The organism is Kordia sp., from assembly GCF_050633145.1.
In the GTDB taxonomy this organism is placed as follows: domain Bacteria; phylum Bacteroidota; class Bacteroidia; order Flavobacteriales; family Flavobacteriaceae; genus Kordia.
This window is the reverse complement of sequence record NZ_JBOEFY010000002.1, coordinates 29864-53487: the sequence shown is the minus strand read 5'-3', so window position 1 is coordinate 53487 and position 23624 is coordinate 29864. Positions and strand designations below refer to the sequence as shown.

The 23624-nt window shown below is 32.7% G+C and carries 15 protein-coding genes and 1 pseudogene; 12 read left to right on the top strand and 4 right to left on the bottom strand.

The features are described from left to right. Nucleotides 1-172 precede the first annotated feature (172 nt). From ACRBBL_RS00605 to ACRBBL_RS00575, 7 genes are all read left to right on the top strand, one after another. Nucleotides 173-5977, top strand: a complete 5805-nt coding sequence (locus ACRBBL_RS00605; RefSeq protein WP_431367099.1) for a leucine-rich repeat domain-containing protein — start codon at nt 173-175, stop codon at nt 5975-5977. Between the two features lie 186 nt (nt 5978-6163). Next, the gene (locus ACRBBL_RS00600; RefSeq protein WP_431367098.1) at nt 6164-7453 is read left to right on the top strand and encodes a citrate synthase; all 1290 of its coding nucleotides are present in this window, start codon (nt 6164-6166) and stop codon (nt 7451-7453) included. A gap of 79 nt (nt 7454-7532) precedes the next feature. Then, nucleotides 7533-8450: a dimethylarginine dimethylaminohydrolase family protein gene (locus ACRBBL_RS00595; RefSeq protein WP_431367097.1), complete on the top strand. Its 918-nt coding sequence runs from the start codon at nt 7533-7535 to the stop codon at nt 8448-8450. Nucleotides 8451-8491: 41 nt separating this feature from the next. Then, nucleotides 8492-9304 carry a hypothetical protein gene (locus tag ACRBBL_RS00590; protein ID WP_431367096.1) on the top strand — a complete coding sequence of 271 codons (813 nt, stop codon included), beginning with the start codon at nt 8492-8494 and terminating at the stop codon, nt 9302-9304. Nucleotides 9305-9394: 90 nt separating this feature from the next. Continuing rightward, a complete protein-coding gene (locus ACRBBL_RS00585) occupies nt 9395-10534 on the top strand; it encodes a tetratricopeptide repeat protein (RefSeq protein WP_431367095.1) in 1140 nt (379 codons plus the stop codon). 109 nt (nt 10535-10643) lie between these two features. Then, nucleotides 10644-11579 (top strand): citrulline utilization hydrolase CtlX, encoded by a 936-nt coding sequence (ctlX, locus tag ACRBBL_RS00580; protein WP_431367094.1) that lies wholly within the window; start codon nt 10644-10646, stop codon nt 11577-11579. A gap of 102 nt (nt 11580-11681) precedes the next feature. Then, on the top strand, nt 11682-12899 hold the full coding sequence (locus ACRBBL_RS00575) for a DUF418 domain-containing protein (RefSeq protein ID WP_431367093.1): 1218 nt from the start codon (nt 11682-11684) through the stop codon (nt 12897-12899). A gap of 60 nt (nt 12900-12959) precedes the next feature. On the opposite strand, the gene ACRBBL_RS00570 is transcribed toward ACRBBL_RS00575, so the two are convergent. Then, entirely contained in the window at nt 12960-14405 is a 1446-nt protein-coding gene (locus ACRBBL_RS00570; protein WP_431367092.1) for a hypothetical protein, read from the bottom strand. 285 nt (nt 14406-14690) lie between these two features. On the opposite strand from ACRBBL_RS00570, the gene ACRBBL_RS00565 reads away from it, so the two are divergent. The 4 genes and pseudogenes from ACRBBL_RS00565 (at nt 14691) to ACRBBL_RS00550 (ending at nt 20657) form a co-directional block, all read left to right on the top strand. After that, on the top strand, nt 14691-15104 hold the full coding sequence (locus ACRBBL_RS00565) for an RrF2 family transcriptional regulator (protein ID WP_431367091.1): 414 nt from the start codon (nt 14691-14693) through the stop codon (nt 15102-15104). 188 nt (nt 15105-15292) lie between these two features. Continuing rightward, nucleotides 15293-15979, top strand: a pseudogene (argS, locus tag ACRBBL_RS00560) (arginine--tRNA ligase); the annotation flags it as partial. 12 nt (nt 15980-15991) lie between these two features. After that, complete coding sequence (gene argS / locus ACRBBL_RS00555; RefSeq protein WP_431367269.1) at nt 15992-17203, top strand: arginine--tRNA ligase; 1212 nt, start codon at nt 15992-15994, stop codon at nt 17201-17203. A gap of 286 nt (nt 17204-17489) precedes the next feature. Next, a complete protein-coding gene (locus ACRBBL_RS00550; RefSeq protein ID WP_431367090.1) occupies nt 17490-20657 on the top strand; it encodes a S41 family peptidase in 3168 nt (1055 codons plus the stop codon). A 55-nt stretch (nt 20658-20712) separates the two neighbouring features. On the opposite strand, the gene ACRBBL_RS00545 is transcribed toward ACRBBL_RS00550, so the two are convergent. Then, entirely contained in the window at nt 20713-21210 is a 498-nt protein-coding gene (locus ACRBBL_RS00545) for a hypothetical protein (protein WP_431367089.1), read from the bottom strand. A gap of 159 nt (nt 21211-21369) precedes the next feature. On the opposite strand from ACRBBL_RS00545, the gene ACRBBL_RS00540 reads away from it, so the two are divergent. Next, nucleotides 21370-22479 carry a hypothetical protein gene (locus ACRBBL_RS00540; protein ID WP_431367088.1) on the top strand — a complete coding sequence of 370 codons (1110 nt, stop codon included), beginning with the start codon at nt 21370-21372 and terminating at the stop codon, nt 22477-22479. A gap of 102 nt (nt 22480-22581) precedes the next feature. Here the strand turns inward: ACRBBL_RS00540 and ACRBBL_RS00535 are convergent, their stop codons facing one another. Beyond that, a complete protein-coding gene (locus tag ACRBBL_RS00535) occupies nt 22582-22884 on the bottom strand; it encodes a hypothetical protein (RefSeq protein ID WP_431367087.1) in 303 nt (100 codons plus the stop codon). Between the two features lie 252 nt (nt 22885-23136). Continuing rightward, complete coding sequence (locus tag ACRBBL_RS00530; protein ID WP_431367086.1) at nt 23137-23598, bottom strand: hypothetical protein; 462 nt, start codon at nt 23596-23598, stop codon at nt 23137-23139. Nucleotides 23599-23624 lie beyond the last annotated feature (26 nt).

The window sequence follows — 23624 nt, the reverse complement described above, 5'->3', positions numbered from 1 at the left end:
TTAAGGACACCTAAATTAAACCTTTTAGCACAGATCTAATCTGAAATATGTTAAAACAGATCGCTAATAGCAAAACATTCTTTAAAAAGAACCTAAAGTTTTAGGTTACGAAGATTAAAAAATGACATATAGATTAAACGCGTTACAAAACATTCTCAATTGATTTAAAAATATGAAACAGAAATTACTATTAACTTTTCTAATTATTAATAACATTCTTTGGGCAAATACAGAAATAGCAGCTCCTGCAAATGACAATTTTGCAAATGCTATCCCAATAACTTGTGGTAATAATTATACAGCAAGCACAGTAGAAACAACTATAGATGAAGACAATGCACCAGATTCTGTAAGTCCAGCTGTCGATTTAGATGCACCAAATATTTGGTACTCTTACACAGGTTCTGGAATAGCAGAAATTGTAACCCTAGATTTATGTGCTTCAGGGTATGATACTTCTTATCTGGTATATACAGGAACTTCAGGAAATTTAACATTAGTTGCCGCAAATGATGACAATGCCGATCAATGTGGACCAGGATATCGTTCGTACGGAACTTTTGAATCTGATGGAACAACAACGTATTACATCACTATTACAGGATATGGACCTGCAAGTATTGGTGCTGTTGATTTAACAGTGTCTTGTATACCAGTAGGAGCAGAGGAAATCCCTGATTCCAATTTTGAACAAGCATTAATAGATGCTGGATTAGATACTGGACCTGTAGATGGGTATATTTTTCCAGCAGCACTCGATCAAGTAACAGCTTTAAACTTAAGCAACAAAAGTATATCAGATTTAACAGGAATTGAATTTTTTACTTCCTTACAAACACTAAACTGTAGCAATAACAATTTAACAGCATTAGATGTATCTGCAAATACAGGAATTACAACACTAAACTGTTCTTATAATTCAATTGCGACATTGAATCTTATAAATTTGCCGAATCTAAATCTATTGTTATGTAATAACAATCAACTCACAATGTTGAATGTGAAAAATGGAAACAACGCAAACTTTATTGCATTCAGTGCTAGTGGAAATTCAAACTTAACATGTATAGAAGTTGACAATCCAACTTACAGTACTGAAAATTGGTCAAGTATTGATACAGGAGTAACTTTTGAAGTGTTTTGTGATGCTGTAACCTATATTCCAGATAACAATTTTGAGCAAAACTTAATTGACAGAGGTCTAGATGATGTATTAGATGATTATGTTGTAACGGCTAATATTAATACGATCACTGCTGTAGATATTTCAAACAGCAATGTTGCCGATTTAACAGGAATAGAAGATTTTACAGCATTGCGATTTTTATATGCGTACGGAAACCAAATATCAAGTGTAGATGTAACACAAAACACCGCTTTAGAAGTCTTTGAAATCAATGGTAATAACATAAGTACAATTGATCTTACACAAAACACCGCTTTAGTTGATTTGCAAATTTGGAGCAATCCGATAACAACCATAGACTTAACTCAAAATGTAGCATTAGAAAAAGCAAACTTTCAACATTGCCAATTAACTGCTATTGATGTATCTCAAAACATTGCATTAAAAGAGTTAAGTGTCATATTTAATACTCAAATATCAACTATAAATGTTTCAACAAATATCAACTTAGAAGAATTAGGACTTACTTCAACACAAGTATCTACGCTTGATCTTACAAATAATCCAAATCTACAAGAGTTATTCTTGGCCAATTGCCCTATTGCAACGGTAGATATTTCTACAAACTTAGCGTTGGAGTTTTTAAATATTTCTGGAACACAAATTCAAGATATCAATCTATCAAATCATCCAGCCTTCGATGCTTTATTTGCTGAAAACACAACAGCTTTAACGAACATAAATGTTCAAAATGGAAACAATACCAACTTTAGATTTTTCTACACTAGAAACACACCAAATCTAGAATGTGTGCAAGTAGATGATGTTGCATATAGTACAACAAATTGGACATTTGTTGATACAGGTATAAATTTCAGCACTTTTTGTGCAGCTGGTGTAAATGACGAATGTGTAAATGCAATAAATATTCCTATCAGTAGTGTTTCTTGTGATAATGTAGTTGCTGCTACAATGCAAGATGCTACCGATTCAAATTCGTTGCATTGCTTTGGTGATGATGCAAACTTCTCAGATGTATGGTTTAGCTTTATAGCTACGGAAACAAGTCATGTTGTAAAGTTGCAAAACCTAACAGGTTCGCCAGATTTTTTATGGCATACAGTAATTGATGCACAAACCTACAACTGCGGAAACATTACAAATGCTATCTATTGTACAGATGCATTAGAAGATACAGCAACTGGATTAACAGTAGGAAATACGTACTATGTACAAGTATATTCGCATGAAGCCAATGCAAATACAATATTTGATATCTGTGTGTCGCCAGTTGTTCCAGCAAATCAAGTATATGTGCCAGATGACAATTTTGAACAAGCACTGATCGATTTAGGATATGACACTGTATTAGACGATTTGGTGTTACGCGCAAATGTAAATACAGTGACTACATTAGATGTGGTAAATAAAAATATAGTTGACTTAACTGGTATTGAGGCATTTGCTGCATTGGAAGAATTATATATTGATCAAAATAATATTTCTACAACGGTAAACCTAACACAAAACCCGCTTTTAAAAACGTTCTTTGCTGAAAGTAATACGATGACAACATTAGATGTTACTCAAAACCCACTTTTAGAAACATTATATATTGCCGGAAATTCTCTGACGACATTAGATGTTACTCAAAATTCACTTTTAAAATTACTGTTTGTAGAAAACAATTCGCTTTCATCAATAGATGTAACACAAAATGGAGCATTAACGCATATAGCTATAACAGGGAATAATCTTTCAACATTAAACGTTACTCAAAATCCACTATTGCGATATGTTTCTGCAAACAATAACTCATTAACAACAATCGATTTATCACAAAACCCTGCATTGGAACAAGCATACTTTTCAAGCAATCAATTAACAGCTATTGACGTATCTCAAAATACGATGCTAGAAGACTTAGGAGTTTTTAGTAATCCGCAAATACCAAGCATAGACGTATCAAACAATCCAAACCTAAAAACCTTAAATGTAAGTTTTACACAAGTCTCAACAATAGATGTATCAAGCAATCCAGATTTAGAAAGGTTATCATTTGTTAATTGTCCAGTAACTGAAATTGATGTCACGACAAACTTGGCTTTAACACACTTAAGTGTCGCACAAAGTTTAGTGACAAGCGTTGACGTGTCTGGAAACCCAGTATTTGAATCAATATCTTGTAGAAACAGTCCGTTGCTTGCAAATCTAAATATGCAAAATGGAAACAATGCAAATGTAAGCCTGTTTCTAGCTACAGATACACCAAATCTAAGCTGTATTCAAGTAGATAATGTAGCGTATAGTACTGCCAATTGGACAAGTGTAGATACAGGTGTCAACTTTAGTACAAGTTGTCCAACACTTGTATATGTGCCAGATGATAATTTTGAGCAAGCACTAATCGATCTAGGATATGACAATACAATTGATGATTATGTCTTGGCAAGCAACATTAATACCATTACATCTTTAAGTATTAATGATAAAAATATAGCAGACTTAACAGGAATTCAAGGATTTACCGCTTTAGAAGAATTATATGTTTTTAATAATCCATTAGGAAGTTTAAATCTAACTCAAAACCCAGCGTTAGAACTTTTAAATGCAAATAATACGTCTCTTACTACAATAGATTTAACTCAAAATCCAGCATTACAATTTCTATCGATTGAAAGTAATTCACTCACAACAATAGATATTACGCAAAATTCTGCACTTATCAGCGCAAGCTTTCAATCAAACCAATTAACGGCAATTGATGTGTCACAAAATGCAACACTAGAAAACTTAAACCTAGTGCAAAACACGCAACTAGCAAATCTAGATGTGTCTGCAAATCCAAACTTAATCACATTAAACTTAAACTTTACCCAAATATCAAGTCTAGATGTAGCAAACAATTCAAATCTAGAAACAATATCTGCTGCGAGTTGTCCTATAACAACATTAAATGTATCGAACAACTTAAACTTAAAAATATTAAGTCTTGTAGGAACTCCAATAAAAAAGATAGACGTATCAAACAATCCAATATTTGAAAGTCTATATGTTAGTAATTGTAGTGACTTAACAGGAGTCAATATTCAAAACGGTAACAATGCAAATATTCAATTTTTCTTTACTATCAGCACACCAAGTTTAACATGTGTTCAAGTAGATGATGTTGCATACAGTACTGCCAATTGGGGAAATGTAGATACAGGAACAAACTTCAGTATTGATTGTGGTTTTCTTGAAAATGATGAATGTGTAGATGCAATTGACATTCCAATAAGCAATGTGCTCTGTAACACTACTGTTGCAGGAACATTACTTCAAGCATCAGACTCTAATGTATTTCAGTGTTTCGGGAATACGGATTTTTCAGATGTTTGGTATAGTTTCGTTGCCACAGAAACGACGCACAATGTCAAAATACTAAACACTTCAGGAAGCAACTCAAGAGTATTTCATGCAGTAATCGATGCACAAACGTATACCTGCGGAAACATTACAGATGCAATTTACTGTACAGACTCAACAGAAGGACAAGCAACAAATTTAACAATCGGAAACAAATATTTCGTTCAAGTATATACAGATGTAGCTAACTCAACGGAAACCTTTGATGTTTGTGTATCAACAACATCTTCACCAGGACTAACTTATGTGCCAGATGATAACTTTGAGCAAGCACTAATAGACTTAGGTTTAGACACTGTATTAGATGATTATGTAGTAACAAGCAACATCAACACAGTAAATGATCTAAATGTTCGTAACCTTAGTATTTTTGACCTAACAGGAATTGAAGACTTTGCAGCGTTAGAAATCTTAAACTGTGGATTAAATTTCTTAGGAGAATTAGACTTAAGCAACAACACCAACCTAAACTATCTCATTGCGGATAATGCTGCTTTAGTTGGACTGAATGTGAAAAATGGAAACAACATGAATGTTACAACCTTCATCACTCTTGGTAATGTAGATTTATTCTGTGTTCAAGTTGATGATGCAGCATACAGTACAACCAATTGGACAATCATTGAAGGAACAACAAGTTTCAGTGAATTTTGTGGCGATCCTATTCAAGTAGCAGCAAAAGTATATTTACAAGGAGCAATGCTTCAACATACAGATGGTTCCATGCGAACAGATTTGAATGACAATAACCTTGTTTCTTCAATCAGTAGTCCGTATACAGACGGAATAGGAGCATCAGATAATGTATTTCTAGCCACAGGACAAGACAAGGTAGTCGATTGGATTTGGATAGAACTTAGAGATGCTACAAACCCTACAACGATCATTGAAGGGAAATCAGCAATATTACAACGCGATGGAGATATTGTAGATGCTACTGCAGATGATGCTTCAACTCCTGTAAGTTTCAATCAAGATGCAGGCGATTATCATATTGTAATAAAACACCGAAATCACTTAGGAATCATGTCAAACAGTGCGTTGGCATTGTCTACTACTGTCACTGCTGTAGATTTTACCGATGGTAACAACCAAATAACCTATGGTACAAATGCTCAAACGACTTTTGGAATGCCAGCAAATAGTGTAGCAATGTGGTGTGGAAATGTAAATGGAGATAACGTAGTGCAATACTCTGGAACCAATCCTGATGTACCAACCATTCTTTCAACGGTGTTAAATAATCCTGATAACTTCCTAAATTTCCCAACTTATGTAGTTTCTGGTTACGATACAAACGATGTTAATATGGACGGTAGTGTACAATATGCAGGGACAAATCCTGATACGCCATTCATTCTACAAAACATATTTGCACATCCAGGAAACTTTCTAAACTTTAGTACATATCAAATCACAGAACAATTACCTCAAAGTGAATAGAAAATAAAAAACACGGCATTTTTTAGCATTCAAAAGCGATTATTAAATTCATAATAATCGCTTTTGTTTTAGTATAAATTTTAATGATATCTAAATTGTTAAATCCTTTGTAAAGTATTTTCATAAATCGCGACAGATTTTGTAATTTAGCAAACCAGATAAAAAATAAAAATTCTTATAGAAAATATGTCAGATAACATAGCTACGTTAGAAATTAATGGTGAGAAACATGAGTTTCCAATAATCGAAGGAACTGAAAATGAAATCGCTATTGATATTAAAAAATTGAGAGGCGCTACAGGAGGCGTTATTACCATCGATCCAGGATACAAAAACACAGGTTCTTGCCAAAGTGGTATCACTTTTTTAAATGGAGAAAAAGGTATTCTTCGCTACCGAGGTTATGCTATCGAAGACTTAGCTGAAAAAGCAGACTTTCTAGAAGTTGCATACTCATTAATTTTTGGTGAGTTACCAACTGGAGAGCAACTGGCAAAATTCCACAAAGACATCAAAGCACAATCTGTTGTTGATGATGATATCAAAAAAATAATAGATGCTTTTCCAAAGTCAGCACATCCAATGGGTGTTTTGGCATCACTTACAAACGCATTAACAGCCTTCAATCCATCATCGGTAAATGTTGATTCGGAAGAAGAAATGTATCATGCTATTGTAAAAATACTAGGAAAATTCCCTGTGTTGGTAGCTTGGACAATGCGTAAAAAACAAGGTTTACCATTAGATTATGGTGATTCATCACTTGGATACGTTGAAAATGTATTAAAAATGATGTTTAAACAACCACATGAAGAGTATACGTTAAATCCAATAGTAGTAAATGCATTAGATCAATTACTAATCTTACATGCAGATCATGAGCAAAACTGTTCTACATCTACTGTACGTATTGTAGGTTCATCACATGCTGGATTATTTGCTTCACTAGCAGCTGGAATCTCTGCACTTTGGGGACCATTACACGGAGGAGCAAACCAAGCCGTATTAGAAATGTTAGAAGCTATTCGTCAAGATGGTGGAGACACTAAAAAATACATGGCAAAAGCAAAAGATAAAAGTGATCCTTTCCGTTTAATGGGATTTGGACATAGAGTTTACAAAAATTTTGATCCAAGAGCAACAATCATTAAAAAAGCGGCAGATGAGGTGCTAGCAGATTTAGGAGTTCAAGATCCAATCTTAGACATTGCAAAAGGACTTGAAAAAGAAGCATTAGAAGATCCGTACTTTGTAGACAGAAAACTATATCCAAATGTAGATTTCTATTCTGGAATTATTTACAGAGCCATGGGAATTCCTACTGAAATGTTTACGGTAATGTTTGCTTTAGGTCGTTTACCTGGATGGATTGCACAATGGAGAGAAATGCGCCTACGCAAAGAGCCAATTGGTCGTCCACGTCAAATATACATTGGAGAAAACTATAGAGAATTTAAAGAAATCTCTAAAAGATAATATATAAAAAACATTCAAAAGCTTCATAGGTTCAAAACCTGTGAAGCTTTTTTACTATATAAAAATACCCCCGAATTACATGTTAGAATTATACGTAAACGACGAAACTTCTAGACTAAAAGCAGTTGTTCTTGGAACTGCCGAAAGTTGTGGTCCTACACCAAAAGCAGAAGACTGTTACGACCCAAAATCGAAACAACACGTACTGGCAGGAACATATCCTTTAGAAAAAGATATGACTTCCGAAATGGAAGCAGTGGCTGCGGTTTTTGAAAAATATGATGTCAAAGTATTTAGACCAAAAATTATTCAAGACTACAATCAAATTTTTTCAAGAGACATTGCTTTTGTAATTGAAGACAAATTTATCAAGTCGAACATTTTACCAGATCGTGATCGTGAAATAGATGCAATTCAACACGTAATTGATCAAATTAATCCAGAAAATGTAATCACATTGCCAGAAGAAGTACATGTAGAAGGTGGCGATGTAATGCCTTGGGGCGATTATATATTTGTTGGAACATATTCGGGAGAAGATTACCCAGATTACATTACTGCTCGTACCAATACGGATGCAGTGATTACACTACAAGAATTATTTCCAAACAAAATAGTTAAATCATTCGAACTTCGTAAGTCAAATACAGAACCAAAAGACAATGCATTACACTTAGATTGTTGTTTTCAACCAGTAGGTAAAGACAAAGCTATCTTGCATAAAAATGGTTTCTTAGTAGAAGATGAATATGAATGGTTGGTTAATTTTTTTGGGAAAGAAAATATCTTCGAAATTACGAAAGAAGAAATGTACAACATGAATAGCAATGTGTTTTCCATTTCTGAAGAAGTAGTTATTTCCGAACAAAACTTTACACGCTTAAACACGTGGTTAGCATCTAAAGGAATTACAGTTGAAAAAGTACCGTACGCAGAAATCGCAAAGCAAGAAGGGTTATTGCGCTGCAGCACAATGCCATTAATCAGAGCGAAGTAAGGTTTCTTTTTATCTGTAGACTAACATTCAAAAATTGGTCTATGCACAAATATTTTATACAATTTTGCATCTTTATCGGCATTCTCTGTTGTTCTTATAATGGAATGGCGCAAGGAGCTATAAGTGGATTCTACAATAAAAAAGGAGACGCTACGCTCGTATTGGGTGCAGGATTTGAAGATTCTAAAAACTATTTCATCGGAAGAGAAAAAAGCGATCTCAGTCGAAATCTATACAGTGTTTCTATATTTGGAATCTATGGAATCAACAATCGATTGAATGTGCAAGCTTCATTGCCGTATTTATCAAGCAATAAGCAAAATGGATTGCAAGATGCGCAAATCTTCATCAAGTACAAAGCTACAGAAACACAATACAAAAAAGGAAAACTAGAACTATCGTTCGCTGCAGGGTTTTCTTCCAATGTAAGCGATTATCGTATTGGTGGATTAAATGATTTAGGACAACAAGCTAAAATTTTAGAAACACGTGCGTTAGTGCATTACCAAAAACAATCAGGTTGGTTTGCCAATGTGCAAAGTGGTTTCTCTTTTAAATTTGAAGAAGTTCCGAATAGCTTTCCGTTTACATTCAAATTTGGAAAAGCCAGTAACAAAAGCTATTTCGATTTTTGGTATGACTTTCAATACGCTTTTGGCGGAATTGACTATCGTGGCACACCAAGACCACAAAACTTTAAAGAATTTGGTGTTACGTATCACAAAGTAGGAGGAACATATCACTTTCCACTATCCAACAAATCAGGAATATATATCGCACCTTCCTATACTATCTCAGGAAGAAATGTATTTCAAGGGTTTGCGTATCATGCAGGTTTTACATATCAATTATAATACATTAAAACAACAAACCTTTCTCTCTTTATTTTGATCTTCTATTGAATTGTATTAGCTTTAGTTTTCATAACTAGATGTCTTAACACAATGAAAAAACTAGTATCAATACTAATTATTTGTCTCTTCAGTTTTCCAATTTTTGCACAAGATGCAATTACGACTGAACTCGAAAACGCATATCAACAACGAAAGTATGATATGATTATCGCAGAACATGCAACAAAAGTAAACGAATATTCTGCAAAGGCCATTTATTATGTAGGCATGGCGTATTACATGAAATCTGACGATAAAAATGTTGTAAAACTAATGGATATATCAATAGGTAAAGATAACTCAGATCCTGATGCGCATTATATAAAAGGTATGGCTTTGAATTATATGGAACAATATCAAACAGCGATAGAAGCATTTAAAGCAGCAATTAAATTAGATGACAGAAATGCGAATTATTATAGCGGACTTGGCGATTCATATCTAAATACAAAAAAATACGATTTAGCTTTAAGCTCATATACAGCTGCTACAGAAAAAGAAAACCATATTGACAGACCGTATGCTATGATTCCTCAAATGTACGCAGAATTAGGTCAGCCAGAAAAAGCCTTGCAAGCATTTTATACATCCAAAGAAAAGGTTTCAAAGGAATCCAGTTCGTATATAAATGCTCTATACAATATTGGGCTCTACGAATATTTGAATAAAAACTATGATGCCTCAGAAAAAGCTTTGACAGAGCTTGTTTCTTTAGCACCAGATGATTTTCAATCCTACACAAAACTTATTCAGGTTTTTTATGCAAAGAAAGAATACGAAAAAGCAGAACCTTATAAAGAAAAACTATACAAAGCCTATGAGCAAGGAGTTTTAAAAGGAACTTCAAAAACAATGTTTTGTTTCGATCAATTCTTATGGAAAGACAAAAGAATATTTGCCTATGAAAAATATGCTGTAAAAGAAGGAGAACTCTATTACAAGCACGTGTTTTATGTAACAGGTAAAGACGGGAAAAGTGAATTTACCATACAAACCGAAAATTCTCCAATTTCAATAGAAATGGGCGGACCTAAATATGTGCTCGGAATGGACAAAAAAGAAATGCACTCAACATTTAGATATGGATTTGAAGAAAACTTTGATTACGAGGATTTAAAAAAAGCGGTACTTACTGTTTTAGAAGGAGAAATTAAACCTAGTGCTAGTTCTACCAAAGTAAAAAAACAATAGGTCATTGCAACCAACAAAAAATCAGGATAAAAAAACTATAACTAGTATTTGTTATCTCAATTTTTGCGTAATTTTGTAGCTTTAAAAACAACAACAAAAGTTAGCTACAATGCAGCAAATTACCAATACGATTCTTATGGTGCGTCCGGTTGCGTTTCGAATGAACGAACAAACCGCCGTAAACAACTATTATCAAAAAGTATTAGAAGATTTATTACCAGAAACAGTACAAACTAAAGCGCAACAAGAATTTGATGTGTATGTAGAAAAACTTCGCGCTATTGGTATCAATGTAGTTGTCATTCAAGATACAAAAGAACCTGATACGCCAGATTCTATCTTTCCCAACAACTGGATTTCATTTCACGAAAACGGAAACGTAGGTTTATACCCAATGTACGCTGAAAATCGTCGTCATGAACGTAGAGAAGATGTGTTAATCGAGCTAGAAAAAGCAGGCTATCATATTGAAAATATTGTAGATTACACATCTGCGGAAGAAGAAGATATTTTCTTAGAAGGGACAGGAAGTTTACTGTTAGACAGAGTTAACAGAAAAGCATATTGCGCATTATCACCAAGAGCAGACGAAGAACTCTTCATTGAATTCTGTGAAGATTTTGAATATTCACCTGTAATTTTTACCGCAAACCAAACAGTAAACGGAGAACGAAAAGCCATCTATCATACAAATGTAATGATGTGTTTAGCGGAAACGTTTGCAGTTATATGCTTGGAATGTATTGATGATAAAAAAGAACGTGAAAACGTAAAAAAACATCTCAAACAAGACGGAAAAGAAATCATTGTGATTACTGAAGCACAAGTAAACAACTTTGCTGGAAACATGTTGCAAGTAAAAGGTACAAATGACGAACCTTTCTTAATAATGAGTGCTGCAGCGCATCAATCATTAACAAAAAGCCAAGTGCAAGCCATTGAAAAACACTGTAAAATTGTATCAAGTTCTTTAGATACAATTGAAGCTTGTGGTGGCGGAAGTGCTCGCTGTATGATGGCTGAGGTTTTCTTGCCGAAGAAATAATATTTCGACTCCGCTCAATATTTTCAATCAAAAATGCATTGAGATTCAATACTAAAGTACATTGAGCGGAGTCGAAATGTACTTTGTTAAAATCTACTACTATTGAATCAACATCCTACCAACCAAAAAAAACGAATTGAACTCTTAGACGTTTATCGCGGGTTTGCCATTCTCGGAATCTTTGTTGTCAATATTGTCATAATGAATTCTACCTTCTTAAATCAGGATGAATTTGCATTGCAATGGACATCAACTATTGACAAAACTACGGGAGACATTTTAAAGCTATTCTTTTACACAAAATTCTTTCCAATCTTCTCATTACTTTTCGGGTTAGGAATTTCAATGCAAGTCTTAAAACTATTTAAAAAAAAACAACTTTCATTTTCATTCTTTGCAAGAAGAATGTTCATATTATTCCTAATAGGCGTTTTTCATATTCTATTTTTATGGTCTGGTGATGTGCTAAACATATATGCAGTTCTCGGATTGTTTACAACGTTAATGATCAAGCAATCAAACAAGTTAATTTTAGCATTAGCGTTCATCTTTCTATTCTTTCCGTTTTACGATCAAGTATTTGCATATGTTTTTAAGTTGCTTCACTTTCAACCGGAAACCTATTTGAATGAATATACGGGCGAATCTGTCAATCAAATCATAAAAAACGGAACCTATTTAGAAGGATTAAAATTACGTGTTTCGGAATATATGGCTAACATTCCGATGCTGTTTGGATTTCTAGGTCCTATAGCAACTTCTATGTTTCTCTTCGGATTGTATTTAGGAAAGAACAAAATCTATAATTCCTTAGAAACATTCATTCAAAAGATAAAGAAACCAATGTTGATGCTCGCATTGATCACTAACATATATAGAATTGTTTTCTTATATGTATTAGTGTATCAGGATGTTTTTAGAATTGCTGAATACAGAGAAGTATTCATTAAAATCATGGTGCTTTGCGACACATTTATGGGCTTGTTCTACTTATGGATTATTGGCTGGTTGTGGTACAATACAAAATGGAAAAAAGTATTAAAACCTTTGCGGTATGCAGGAAGAATGGCGCTAACAAACTATATTATGCAGAGTTTTATAGGTTTGATACTATTCTCGTCTATCGGATTTGGATTGTATGAAACTTTGAGTCCATCTGAAACACTAGCAACAGCAATAACAGTATTTATTATGCAAATATTCCTAAGCAAATTATGGTTGACTTATTTCCGATTTGGACCACTAGAATGGATTTGGCGCTGTTTAACATATAAAAAGTTATTGCCTATTAAAAAGAAACGAAAAGTTACAACGAAATAAAAAATCCTGAGAAAATAACTTCTCAGGATTTATATTTATTATTCTATTAGGAATCAAAAACTACTTACCACAATCATTATATTCTTGAATAATCTGCTGTAGGTTTTCTTCGTTCTTTACATCAAATTCACCAGCTTTTAAATCGTTTGCTACTTGCTTGCATTTCTTTAAATACTTTGCCAATGCTTTTGAAATCTTTTCGTTCTTACGATCATCAATCATAAAACCAGCTTTTTGTTCTTTCACTTTTATTACATACGTTCCTTCTTCGCCAGGTTTTACCAATAGCATATTTCCATTCTCCTCATAAATTTTTTCATAAAAATAGGAGTTGTTAAATCCGAAATTCGATGCGTTTGCCATCTTTTTCAAAGCATTTCCTTTCGTTTTCATTCCATAAAAAACCTTTTCAACACCTTCATCTGTTGCAGTAAATGAAATTCCATCTTTAGCAGAAAACTTTTTAACACGTGTACGTCCTTTGGCATTTTCATAACGAATGCTAATATGCTTTCCGTAATTATCAATAGAATTCATATCGTGCAAACCAGCAACTTGTTGTCCCGGATCAATCTGTAACTTTTCAAAAACTACATATACCGTTCCTGAGTATTTTTTTCCCTTCTTATCGGTAATACTTCCTGGAACTCCATATAAATTGACGCTGTTTTCTTTAGCAATTTTAATTTTCTCTTTACGTAATTCAATTTGTTTATTTTTTGCTTGACGACCTAAAGTATAACCACGACCAACGGCTGCTTCGACAAATATTTGACCAAAAGTTCTGGAAAAACGATTGGTAAACATGGTTTTTGAACCTTCATCAAACTGAAACGTTTCACCTGTATACGATTCTGCAACTGCAGCTGTAGAACCAGTTTTGCGCGATTCTGTTGCAGTAACCACTCGAATTCCATCCAAATCTGTAATTATATATGCTCTCTCACTTGCGGAATAATGTACTTTCCCCACAATTCGAGTTCCTTGCGAACCGCCAAAAGTAACGGTTCCATCTGGGCGAACATATGGTTTGTAGCGTCCAACAGTTTTATTGCGTTCATCGGCTTCTAACTTTGCTTTTGCAGCAGCTTGCATATACTTTTCACTAATAGATTCACGCTCTTCGGCAAAAAAGGCAGCAACCTTTTCTTTATTAATTCCGTTTGCATCAATCAAACCATATTTCTGACTCAACAAGCGAATGATAATTTTCTTAGTACTAAAAGAAGTTTTTAAAATTTCATACAGAATCTCTGTTTTCTTTCCTTCGGCAGAAGTAACTTCTAAATATTGATGGTCTTGAATTTCAGAAATAGAAATTGCTTTATACGCTACATCAAAAGCTTTTTCGCCCGACAAATATTTAAACGTGTAAAAATCTCGCTGAGGAGATTCCATAATGGCAACTTCTTTCTTATCAAAAAGCACCTTATTTTTCTTAATCTTAATTTTTTGGCTAATGGCCATTACTGGAAGTAATAGTAATAGGAATACGATTTTTTTCATGTAAATATTAATTTGTAATAATCTTCCTCTAAAGTAGTAAAATAAAAACATCTGAGTGTGAGAAAGTTATATTTATAACATTATAGTGGTTATTCAAAAAAGCAACTTTATAAAAAAATGGTGAAAAAAGTTAAATAAGACGATAAATACGTTGAAAATTAGCAATATCTCCATAAAAATGGTAGATAGTTTGTGAATACTTTTGATTTTAACAAACAACCAATTATTTTTACGACCTAGACTGGAATGCCTCGAAAACATTACCAAGATCAGAAACTAACTCACATGCTTTCAAAAAAAACAAAATACGGACTCAAAGCATTAACGTACATTGCAAGAAAAGATGGCGACGCACCTGTGTTGATCTCTGAAATTGCTACGGAAGAAAATATCTCTAAAAAATTTTTGGAGGCAATCCTTTTACAACTTAAAAACAATGGTTTATTAGGTTCTAAAAAAGGAAAAGGTGGAGGATATTACCTTATTAAAACACCAAGCGAAATTAAAGTGGCTTCGCTTATCCGAATTTTAGAAGGACCTATTGCTATGTTGCCTTGCGTAAGTTTAAATTTCTATGAAAAATGTGATGATTGTATTGATGAAACTCAATGCGGATTGCATCATTTAATGTTAGAAGTACGTGACAATATGCTTGCTGTCTTAGAAAATAAAACCTTAGACGATCTTACGAATTTGTAAAATAAGGCACTTTGTTTTTAGTATTTAATTAAAAATAATTGAACCTTTAAAGTTTTACAAATAGTGTCTTTATTCTCTAAGCGAAGCGATCTTGAATCCTTTTTTAAAGAATAAACATTATCTGCACCAACTTTTCGTTATTCATTGTCAATAATTGATATCTTTGCATCTTAAATTTTTTTGAGATCATGAATATTCAAGAAGTATTAACGGAAAAAGTCAAAGAAGCATTTGAAACCTTGTATAGTGCTACACTAGAAAGTGTAGAGTTTCAAGCAACAAGGAAAGATTTTGAAGGTGATATCACAGTTGTGGTATTCCCGATGCTGCGCGTTAAAAAAATGAATCCTGCACAACTCGGACAAGAGCTTGGGCAGTATTTAACGGATAATGTTGCAGAAGTAAGTCGTTTCAATGTGGTAAAAGGATTCTTAAATCTTGTAATTGATGACTCATATTACTTGGATTTCTTCGCTAGTACAAACAAGAATGATACGTTTGGACATACAGATCCGAAAGATGGAGAAAGCGCCGTAATGGTTGAGTATTCTTCGCCAAACACCAACAAGCCGTTGCATTTAGGACATATTCGTAACAACTTATTAGGATACAGTGTTGCGGAAATCATTAAAGCTTCTGGAAAAAAAGTATACAAAACACAAATCATCAACGATCGTGGAATTCATATCTGTAAATCGATGTTGGCTTGGAAACTTTTTGGAAATGGAGAAACACCACAATCTACAGGATTAAAAGGTGATAAGTTAGTTGGAAACTATTATGTTGAGTTTGAAAAAGTATTTCAAATGGAATTTTCTGAATGGTTAAAAACAACTGCAGGAATTGATAAAATAGAAATATTTGCAAAGAAGCCTGAAACTCAAAAAATGTTAGAAGAGAAGTTTTCAGAGAAATATGAAAATGGAGAAGACCTTTCTGAAGAAATTATAAAAGCATTTAAAAAATCATTCAAAAATGAATATTTCGCAAACATAAGTGTAATTGGAGCTGATGCCCAAGAAATGTTGCGTAAATGGGAAGCTGGTGATGAAGAAGTGGTAGCACTTTGGAAGCAAATGAATGAATGGGTATATGATGGTTTTGCCGTTACGTATACAAACTTAGGTGTTGATTTTGATGCGTTGTATTATGAAAGTAAGACATACCTTTTAGGAAAAGACTTTGTACAAGAAGGCTTAGAAAAAGGTGTTTTCTATAAAAAAGAAGACGGTTCGGTTTGGTGCGATTTGAAAGATGAAGGATTGGATGATAAAATTGTATTGCGTGCCGATGGAACTGCGGTGTACATGACACAAGACATCGGAACTGCAATTCAGCGTGTAAAAGATTATCCAGATATTGGCGGAATGATTTATACGGTTGGAAACGAGCAAGATCACCATTTTAAAGTATTGTTCTTAATCTTGAAAAAACTCGGATTCGATTGGTCAAAAAACCTACATCATTTATCGTACGGAATGGTAGATTTACCAAGTGGGAAAATGAAAAGTCGTGAAGGAACTGTAGTTGATGCTGATGATTTAATGGTAGAAATGGCAACAACAGCCAAAGAAATTTCACAAGAACTAGGAAAGTTAGAAGGATATACCGACGAAGAAAAAGAAGTCCTATACAAAGTCATCGGAATGGGCGCGTTAAAGTATTTCATTTTAAAAGTAGATCCTAAAAAACGTATTCTATTTGATCCGAAAGATTCCATTGACTTTGCAGGAAATACAGGACCATTTATTCAATATACATATGCGCGTATTCAATCAATCATACGTAAAGCTGACTTTGATTATTCAGCAGAAATAAGCGGAATTGATATTGACATTCGTGAAAAAGAAATTGTAAAACAATTGCAAGGATATCTTGCTGCGGTTCAATTGGCTGCAAACAATCAGAGTCCGGCTGTTATTGCAAACTACACGTATGATTTGGTGAAGTTGTACAATTCATTCTTCCAAAATATTTACATATTAGGAGAAGAAGATGAAGCAAAAAAAGTATTCAGAGTACAACTATCAAAGAAAGTAGGAGATACAATCAAAAATGCATTTGCATTATTAGGAATTGAAGTTCCTGAGAGAATGTAGTCATACTGAATTTGATTCAGGATTCCATTCTAATAAAATATCTTAAAATCGTTTAAATTGACATTTCGACTCCGCTCAATGTCAGTTTAAACGATTTTTTTATGCGTAACAATTATTTTAATCGTGTCTTATATCCAACTCATGTTAAATAGTATTAGACCGTATTTAAAATAGAATATAAGTTTATATCTTCGTTTTTTTCAGGATTGATTTGGAAGTTTGTAACTTATACTTACTAACCAAAATCAATCTCCTATTTAGAATAAAAATAATACGTCTTTAAATTATGTATAAAAAAATAGTATTCCTTTTTCTCTTCGTTCTAGTATCTATTGTTAATGGACAACAAAAAACGGATGATACAGCTCACTTTACGTTAAAACCAACATTAACTCCAGATGCAAAGGATGTTATATTTAGCTACGAAGGCGATTTATGGAAAGTTTCTTCAAATGGAGGAGAAGCGTATAGATTAACTGCAATGCAAGGAGTTGAAACAAATCCTAGTGTTTCTCCCGATGGAAAATGGTTGGCGTTCTCTAGCAGTCAATACGGAAATAGTGATGTGTATATTATGCCACTAAAAGGCGGTAAAATTACACAACTAACATTTCATCAAGCAAGTGATAGGGTATCTTCTTGGAGTTGGGACAGTAAAACCATCAATTTTACATCAAATAGGTATAATTTAATGACTAATTATACAATAAGCATTAATGGAGGAACTCCAAAAAGAACCTTTGGACACTATTTTAACAGGGTTCATAACGTGATTCAACATCCAAAAACAAAAGATATTTACTTTAATGAATCTGGTGAATCTTCTCTCGATGCAAATAGAAAAAGATACAAAGGAGATTACAATCCTGATATAAAATCATACAATCAGAAAACAAAAAAATATACGCAGCACACAACGTACAGAGGAAAAGATTTTGCGACAACGATTGACGAAGTTGGAAATGTGTATTTTAAATCAGACAGAGATAATGGTGAATACAATTTATACAAACTAGAAAACGGAACTATAACGCAATTAACCAATTTTTCTACGTCAATTATGTGGCCTAAAGTAAGTGCCAATGGTGAAAAAATAGTGTTTAGAAAAGACTATCAATTGTTTGTATATGATGTTGCTAAAAAAACTTCGAAAAAACTGAATGTAAACATCAACAATAATTCTACATTAGAAAAAGAAGAGTCGTATGCAGTAAAAGGTGCGATTACCTTTTTTGATATTTCTCCGGATGGAAAAAAGATGGCATTTGTGGCTAGAGGAAAACTATTTGTCTCTGATGTAAAAGGCAAATTTGTCAAAGAAATACCGACCAATTTCTTAGAAGCTGTTAAAGAAGTAAAATGGTTAAAGGACAACAATTCGTTACTGTTTTCAAGGTCTGATAAAGGATATTATAATTGGTTTGTGACAAGTGTAACTAATAAATTTAAAACGAAACAACTCACTAAAAAAACACAGAATAATAGACAAATTACTTTTAATGCAGACAAAACAAAAGGTGTGTATTTAAGAGGTAGAAACGAAATTTATTTAATCGATTTAAAGACCTTTAAAAGTGAATTGATAGTGACAGATGAATTGTGGGGATTTTACAATTCAAATCCATATTTTTCCCCTGACGGAAAGTATATTTCATACACTGCGGTTAGAGATTTTGAAGCAGATATATTTGTGTATAATATCGCTACAAAAAAAATAATCAATCTTACAAAAACCAAAGTTTCTGAACGTGAACCAACATGGTCTGCTGATGGGAAATATATATATCTATCTTCTGAAAGAACAGCACCAAATTTTCCAAGTGGTGGAAATGGAAATTCTAAAGTGTATCAAATGGCTTTAGATAAATATGAAAAACCGTTTAAAATTGATAAAATAAACGAACTTCTTGAAGAAGAAAAAGAAGAGAAAAAGGAGAAAAACTCAAAGGATAAAAAGGATATAAAGGAAAAGAAAAAAGTTACGGTTGCAATCAACGAAAAAGGCTTGATGGATAGATTAACATTGATTAGTCCAAGGTTTGGAAATCAAAGAAATATCAGTGTTATAAACGATGGAGACAAAACACATGTATTGTACATATCAAATCACGATCAAGGAAAAAGTAAGTTGTGGAAAACTACCTTAGCACCTTTTGAAGACAATAAAACAGTGAAATTGAGTGATAAATCGATATTTAGATACCAATTTATCACTGCTGGAAAAAAGAACTATATACTATCTAGTGGAATCATCAGTACTGTAGATTTAAAAGCAAATAAAATAAAGCCAATAGCTATTGATTACCGCTTTAATAAATCATTATCAAATGAATTTGATCAGATGTATTATGAAGCTTGGGCTGGAATGGAAGAGAGTTATTATGATGAAAATTTTCATGGAGAAAACTGGCAAAAACTAAGAGATCAATATGCTGCATATTTGCCCTATGTTTCAAGTAGAGCAAATTTAAGATTAATCTTTAACGATATGCTTGGTGAGTTAAATACATCTCACTCTGGATTTAGTTCGTACGGGAAAGAAGAAGAAACGTATTATGGAACACGTACATCAGAAACAGGAATTATCTTCAATACGGAAAATCCGTTTGTTATAGAAAGAATCGTTCCAGATGGACCAACAGACATCAAAAATAAAGATCTTAAAAAGGGAGATAAATTGGTCGCTGTAAATGGCAAACGAGTAAATGAGAAGGCTAACAGAGAACAGTATTTTTCCAATCCAAAATTTAATGATGAACTTAGGTTAACATTCAGCAGAAACAATAAAGAGTTTTACGTAAACGTGCATGCAATATCATTTTGGAGGCTTAAAAGTTTATTGACTGATGAATGGCAAGATCAAAATCAAGCACATGTAGATAAAAAGTCTAAGAATAAGATTGCGTATGTATGCATGTTAGATATGGGGCGTGGAGAGCTGACCAAATTCTATCAAGACTTAATGAGTGAAGAAGCGTATAAAGATGGTTTAATCCTAGATTTACGTTACAACACGGGAGGAAATGTACACGATGCAGTATTGAATTTCTTGCGTCAAAAACAATACCTAAATTGGAAGTATAGAGAAGGGAAATTAACGAGTCAATCAAATTTTAACTATGGTGATAAACCAATCGTTTTACTCGTAAATGAACAATCTTTATCTGATGCAGAAATGACAGCTGCTGGCTTTAAAGAACTAAAGATGGGAACGATTGTGGGAACAGAAACCTATCGTTGGATTATTTTTACAACGAGAAGATCTTTAGTAGATGGTTCTTCATATCGATTGCCAACTTGGGGATGTTATACCTTAGACGGGAAAGATTTAGAAAAACACGGAGTTGCACCAGATGTATATGTTGGTAAAAACTTTAAACAACGTTTAGAGAATGAAACACCGCAATTAGATAAAGCGATTGAAATTATCCTTAAAGAATTAGAAAAGAAGTAAATCAACAATCAAAGTATTGCGAGTTAGTGCCTTTTATTTTAAGTTCAAGCGAGATTTAAAACAGTGAATCAAGTTTAATAGAAGCTAGTTTAACTAATGATTTATAGGCATTCATATAATCGTTCAATTTTCTTTTTTCGGTATTGTAGGTTGGCGTCCAAATGTCATATACATTCATGACGGTATTTTTGTCTTTTTCATAAAAAGTAATTGAAGTCGATATACCATCAAGTCCCATTGTTTGTGATTCTTTTTCAATATTTGATCGGTCGATTTTTAAGATGCTTTCTGTGATTTTTTCAAATTGAATGGAATCAATCGAATAGGATTTAAAATCAATCGTATCAGTATTACAGCCTTTGTGAGGCGTATATTTATAAGAAACATCTATAGCACCTGTTGAGTATTTTTCAATATGAACAATTAAAGATTTACAACTCATTAAATGCTTAAAAGAAAGACTTATTCTTTTAAACTCGGTGGCATCTTCTTTTTTCTCTGCAGTCTGACAAGAATAAAAAATTACTAGGACTAAAAAAATGATTCTCTTCATAATTAGTGCAATCGATACGTTATAAATGTAAACGATTCTTTTTGTGTTTTATGATAAGATATTGAATCGAACTCTCAATATAAAAATTCCATGTTTGCAATTGCAAAGAAAATGAAGTAATTAATTTTAGTATATTTAAGAAATAAACCGATTAATACCATGAATAAATACATACTTTGTTTTCTTATTTGCGTTGGCTTTGGCGTAAATGGGTTTTGTCAAAACGATGCACAAACTTCTCTTAAGCCAGTACAAAATGTTTACTTTATGAAAGCTTCTGATGGATTTCATTACATAAACAACAATATTAATTACACGATGAAATTCCTTGGGGAAAATGTAGATTATATGGAAGGTGGCGCTTTCAAAATACAAGATCACCTAATTACATTGATAGAAACGGATTATGATACTTCTGTCTATAACAATTCAAAAGGAGTAGCAGAGCAAAAACAAGTGCTACAAGCATATAAAGATTCTCAGCTCAAGTATTTTGAAGAGTTTAGCGAACAGAAAATGAACTTTAAAGAAGAGTTTTTCTCTAATAAAGATGGAAAACTATTTTACTTATTTTCAATTGATATTCCGCTAGATAAAGTAAATACTGAAGAAGATTATTTACAAAAGATGAATATTTTATGTTTTGTGGTGAATGATAAATTATCAACCATAAGTTTTCCGCTGTTTAAATCGGAAGATGAAGTCGAAAAAGCTGCCTATATAAAAGCATTGACAGAATCTGTAGCAATCTTTCCTTCTAAAATAGATATTGACTTTTTAAGAAGACGTGTGCTAAATGAAAAAGACGAGGACTTAGTAGTTAATTACGAAAATGAACACTTTCAATTTACGGTTCCAGACTATTTAAATGTTATCGAAATGAATGCAGTAACTATATGGTCGGCAAGTTTTCCAGATGTCAATAATGTTAAAAATGCTGTTGTAATAAGAATGGTAAAAAAGGAAGCGTATGAATCTTTAAAAGCATTTAATAAAGATGTATTTCCGCAGGGGAAAATGGGAGATGAAGATGACAGAATGAAATTACTTTTGAAAGAAGAACTCGAAAATACGGGAGAAATTAATGGAAAAAGTATGCGATTTCAATACATGCCAAAAGGGACAATGCGTTTGTATCATGCGAAAAAAGTAACTTTTGAAACGAAAACACATTATGTTATGATCATGTTTAATGCAACTCCTTCAACCTACGAAGGCAATGTGAAACGATTTGACGCGTTTTTGGAGACTTTTAAAATTGAAAAATAAAATAACGAGTTAATATATAATATTGAATGACCATTTTGATTTTAAAATGTTGAAAAAATGGAAGTTATATGGTTTTAACTAAAATAGAGAATCATCATTACATTAATATCCTTCATATTTACGTGCTGCGAATTTAAGTTTCTTAATACAACCGTTTAAACAATCGGGAAACCGAGTTCTTTTAAAGTTTACTTCTATATAGGATCTGTTTTTTTTGACAATTCTATAATTTCCAACACGAAAACTTATTTTTTGTCTTATATAAAACTGTCTCAATTTAGATGCATTAGGAAGTGTTTTTTCAGCATTAATAAATACCATATAATCAAAACGGTCGATATCTCTTCCGTCTATTTTTTGTGATGTTAGATTTTTCAATGATGTAGAGATATTTTGTTGTGACAAGAATTTTTTTTGATCTTTTTAATGTAATTAATAAAACAGCAAGGTCGTTATCATCAATTTTTATGGACTTATTATTGAAATTTACTGAAGGTTCGTCAAAAAAACGGATTCCTCTGCTGTTGCGATAATACCTTACTTTTTTAAGGATTTGATCTCGGATGGCTTCTTTTTTCTTTCTATATCTAATATTCAAAATTTGACATTTAAAAATGAACAGTTATTTCAAAGCAATCTAAAAATCAACACGAAAACTCAAATTTGGCGTAATGCTAAATTTTCTTTTTTTGTAAGCGCTATTTTTTTTGAATGTAGCAGATTTAATAACTGCATTTTATTTTTAATTCGCAGTAAAGCAGAAAATTGGAATTCAAGGCTTTTAATGATGAAGACTGTATTGCTTTTAGTCAATTCTAAATTACTCAATCTTTCATATAAACTATCAGATAAATTTTCATTGTGAGTTTCCCTCATGTGAGTTAGATAACTGCTGAATGTCATATCTTTAAATAGAAGTTTATTAGCAGCATTCGCTTTTAAAATGTAATTTTCGATGTTTAATTGAACTTCTTCTGATAGCTTTTGAGTTGCTTTAAATTGTGCTTCTAAAAGATTTGTCTCTTCTTCTATTTTAGGTTTTGAAAAGAAATTGTATGTAAAATCAATAATAGCAATGATAGCAGTGATAAATCCTAAAATTCCAATAGTTATTTCCATGTGTTTTAAAACTATTATAATATAAT

What these genes read in the sequence shown, in the direction of transcription:
- ACRBBL_RS00605 (WP_431367099.1), top strand. Translation starts at nt 173, where the DNA reads ATGAAACAGAAATTACTATTAACTTTTCTAATTATTAATAACATTCTT.
- ACRBBL_RS00545 (WP_431367089.1), bottom strand. Translation starts at nt 21,210, where the DNA reads ATGAAGAGAATCATTTTTTTAGTCCTAGTAATTTTTTATTCTTGTCAG.
- argS (WP_431367269.1), top strand. Translation starts at nt 15,992, where the DNA reads ATGTTAGAAGAGAAGTTTTCAGAGAAATATGAAAATGGAGAAGACCTT.
- ACRBBL_RS00585 (WP_431367095.1), top strand. Translation starts at nt 9,395, where the DNA reads ATGAAAAAACTAGTATCAATACTAATTATTTGTCTCTTCAGTTTTCCA.
- ACRBBL_RS00540 (WP_431367088.1), top strand. Translation starts at nt 21,370, where the DNA reads ATGAATAAATACATACTTTGTTTTCTTATTTGCGTTGGCTTTGGCGTA.
- ACRBBL_RS00550 (WP_431367090.1), top strand. Translation starts at nt 17,490, where the DNA reads ATGTATAAAAAAATAGTATTCCTTTTTCTCTTCGTTCTAGTATCTATT.
- ACRBBL_RS00565 (WP_431367091.1), top strand. Translation starts at nt 14,691, where the DNA reads ATGCTTTCAAAAAAAACAAAATACGGACTCAAAGCATTAACGTACATT.
- ACRBBL_RS00570 (WP_431367092.1), bottom strand. Translation starts at nt 14,405, where the DNA reads ATGAAAAAAATCGTATTCCTATTACTATTACTTCCAGTAATGGCCATT.
- ACRBBL_RS00530 (WP_431367086.1), bottom strand. Translation starts at nt 23,598, where the DNA reads ATGGAAATAACTATTGGAATTTTAGGATTTATCACTGCTATCATTGCT.
- ACRBBL_RS00595 (WP_431367097.1), top strand. Translation starts at nt 7,533, where the DNA reads ATGTTAGAATTATACGTAAACGACGAAACTTCTAGACTAAAAGCAGTT.
- ctlX (WP_431367094.1), top strand. Translation starts at nt 10,644, where the DNA reads ATGCAGCAAATTACCAATACGATTCTTATGGTGCGTCCGGTTGCGTTT.
- ACRBBL_RS00590 (WP_431367096.1), top strand. Translation starts at nt 8,492, where the DNA reads ATGCACAAATATTTTATACAATTTTGCATCTTTATCGGCATTCTCTGT.
- ACRBBL_RS00600 (WP_431367098.1), top strand. Translation starts at nt 6,164, where the DNA reads ATGTCAGATAACATAGCTACGTTAGAAATTAATGGTGAGAAACATGAG.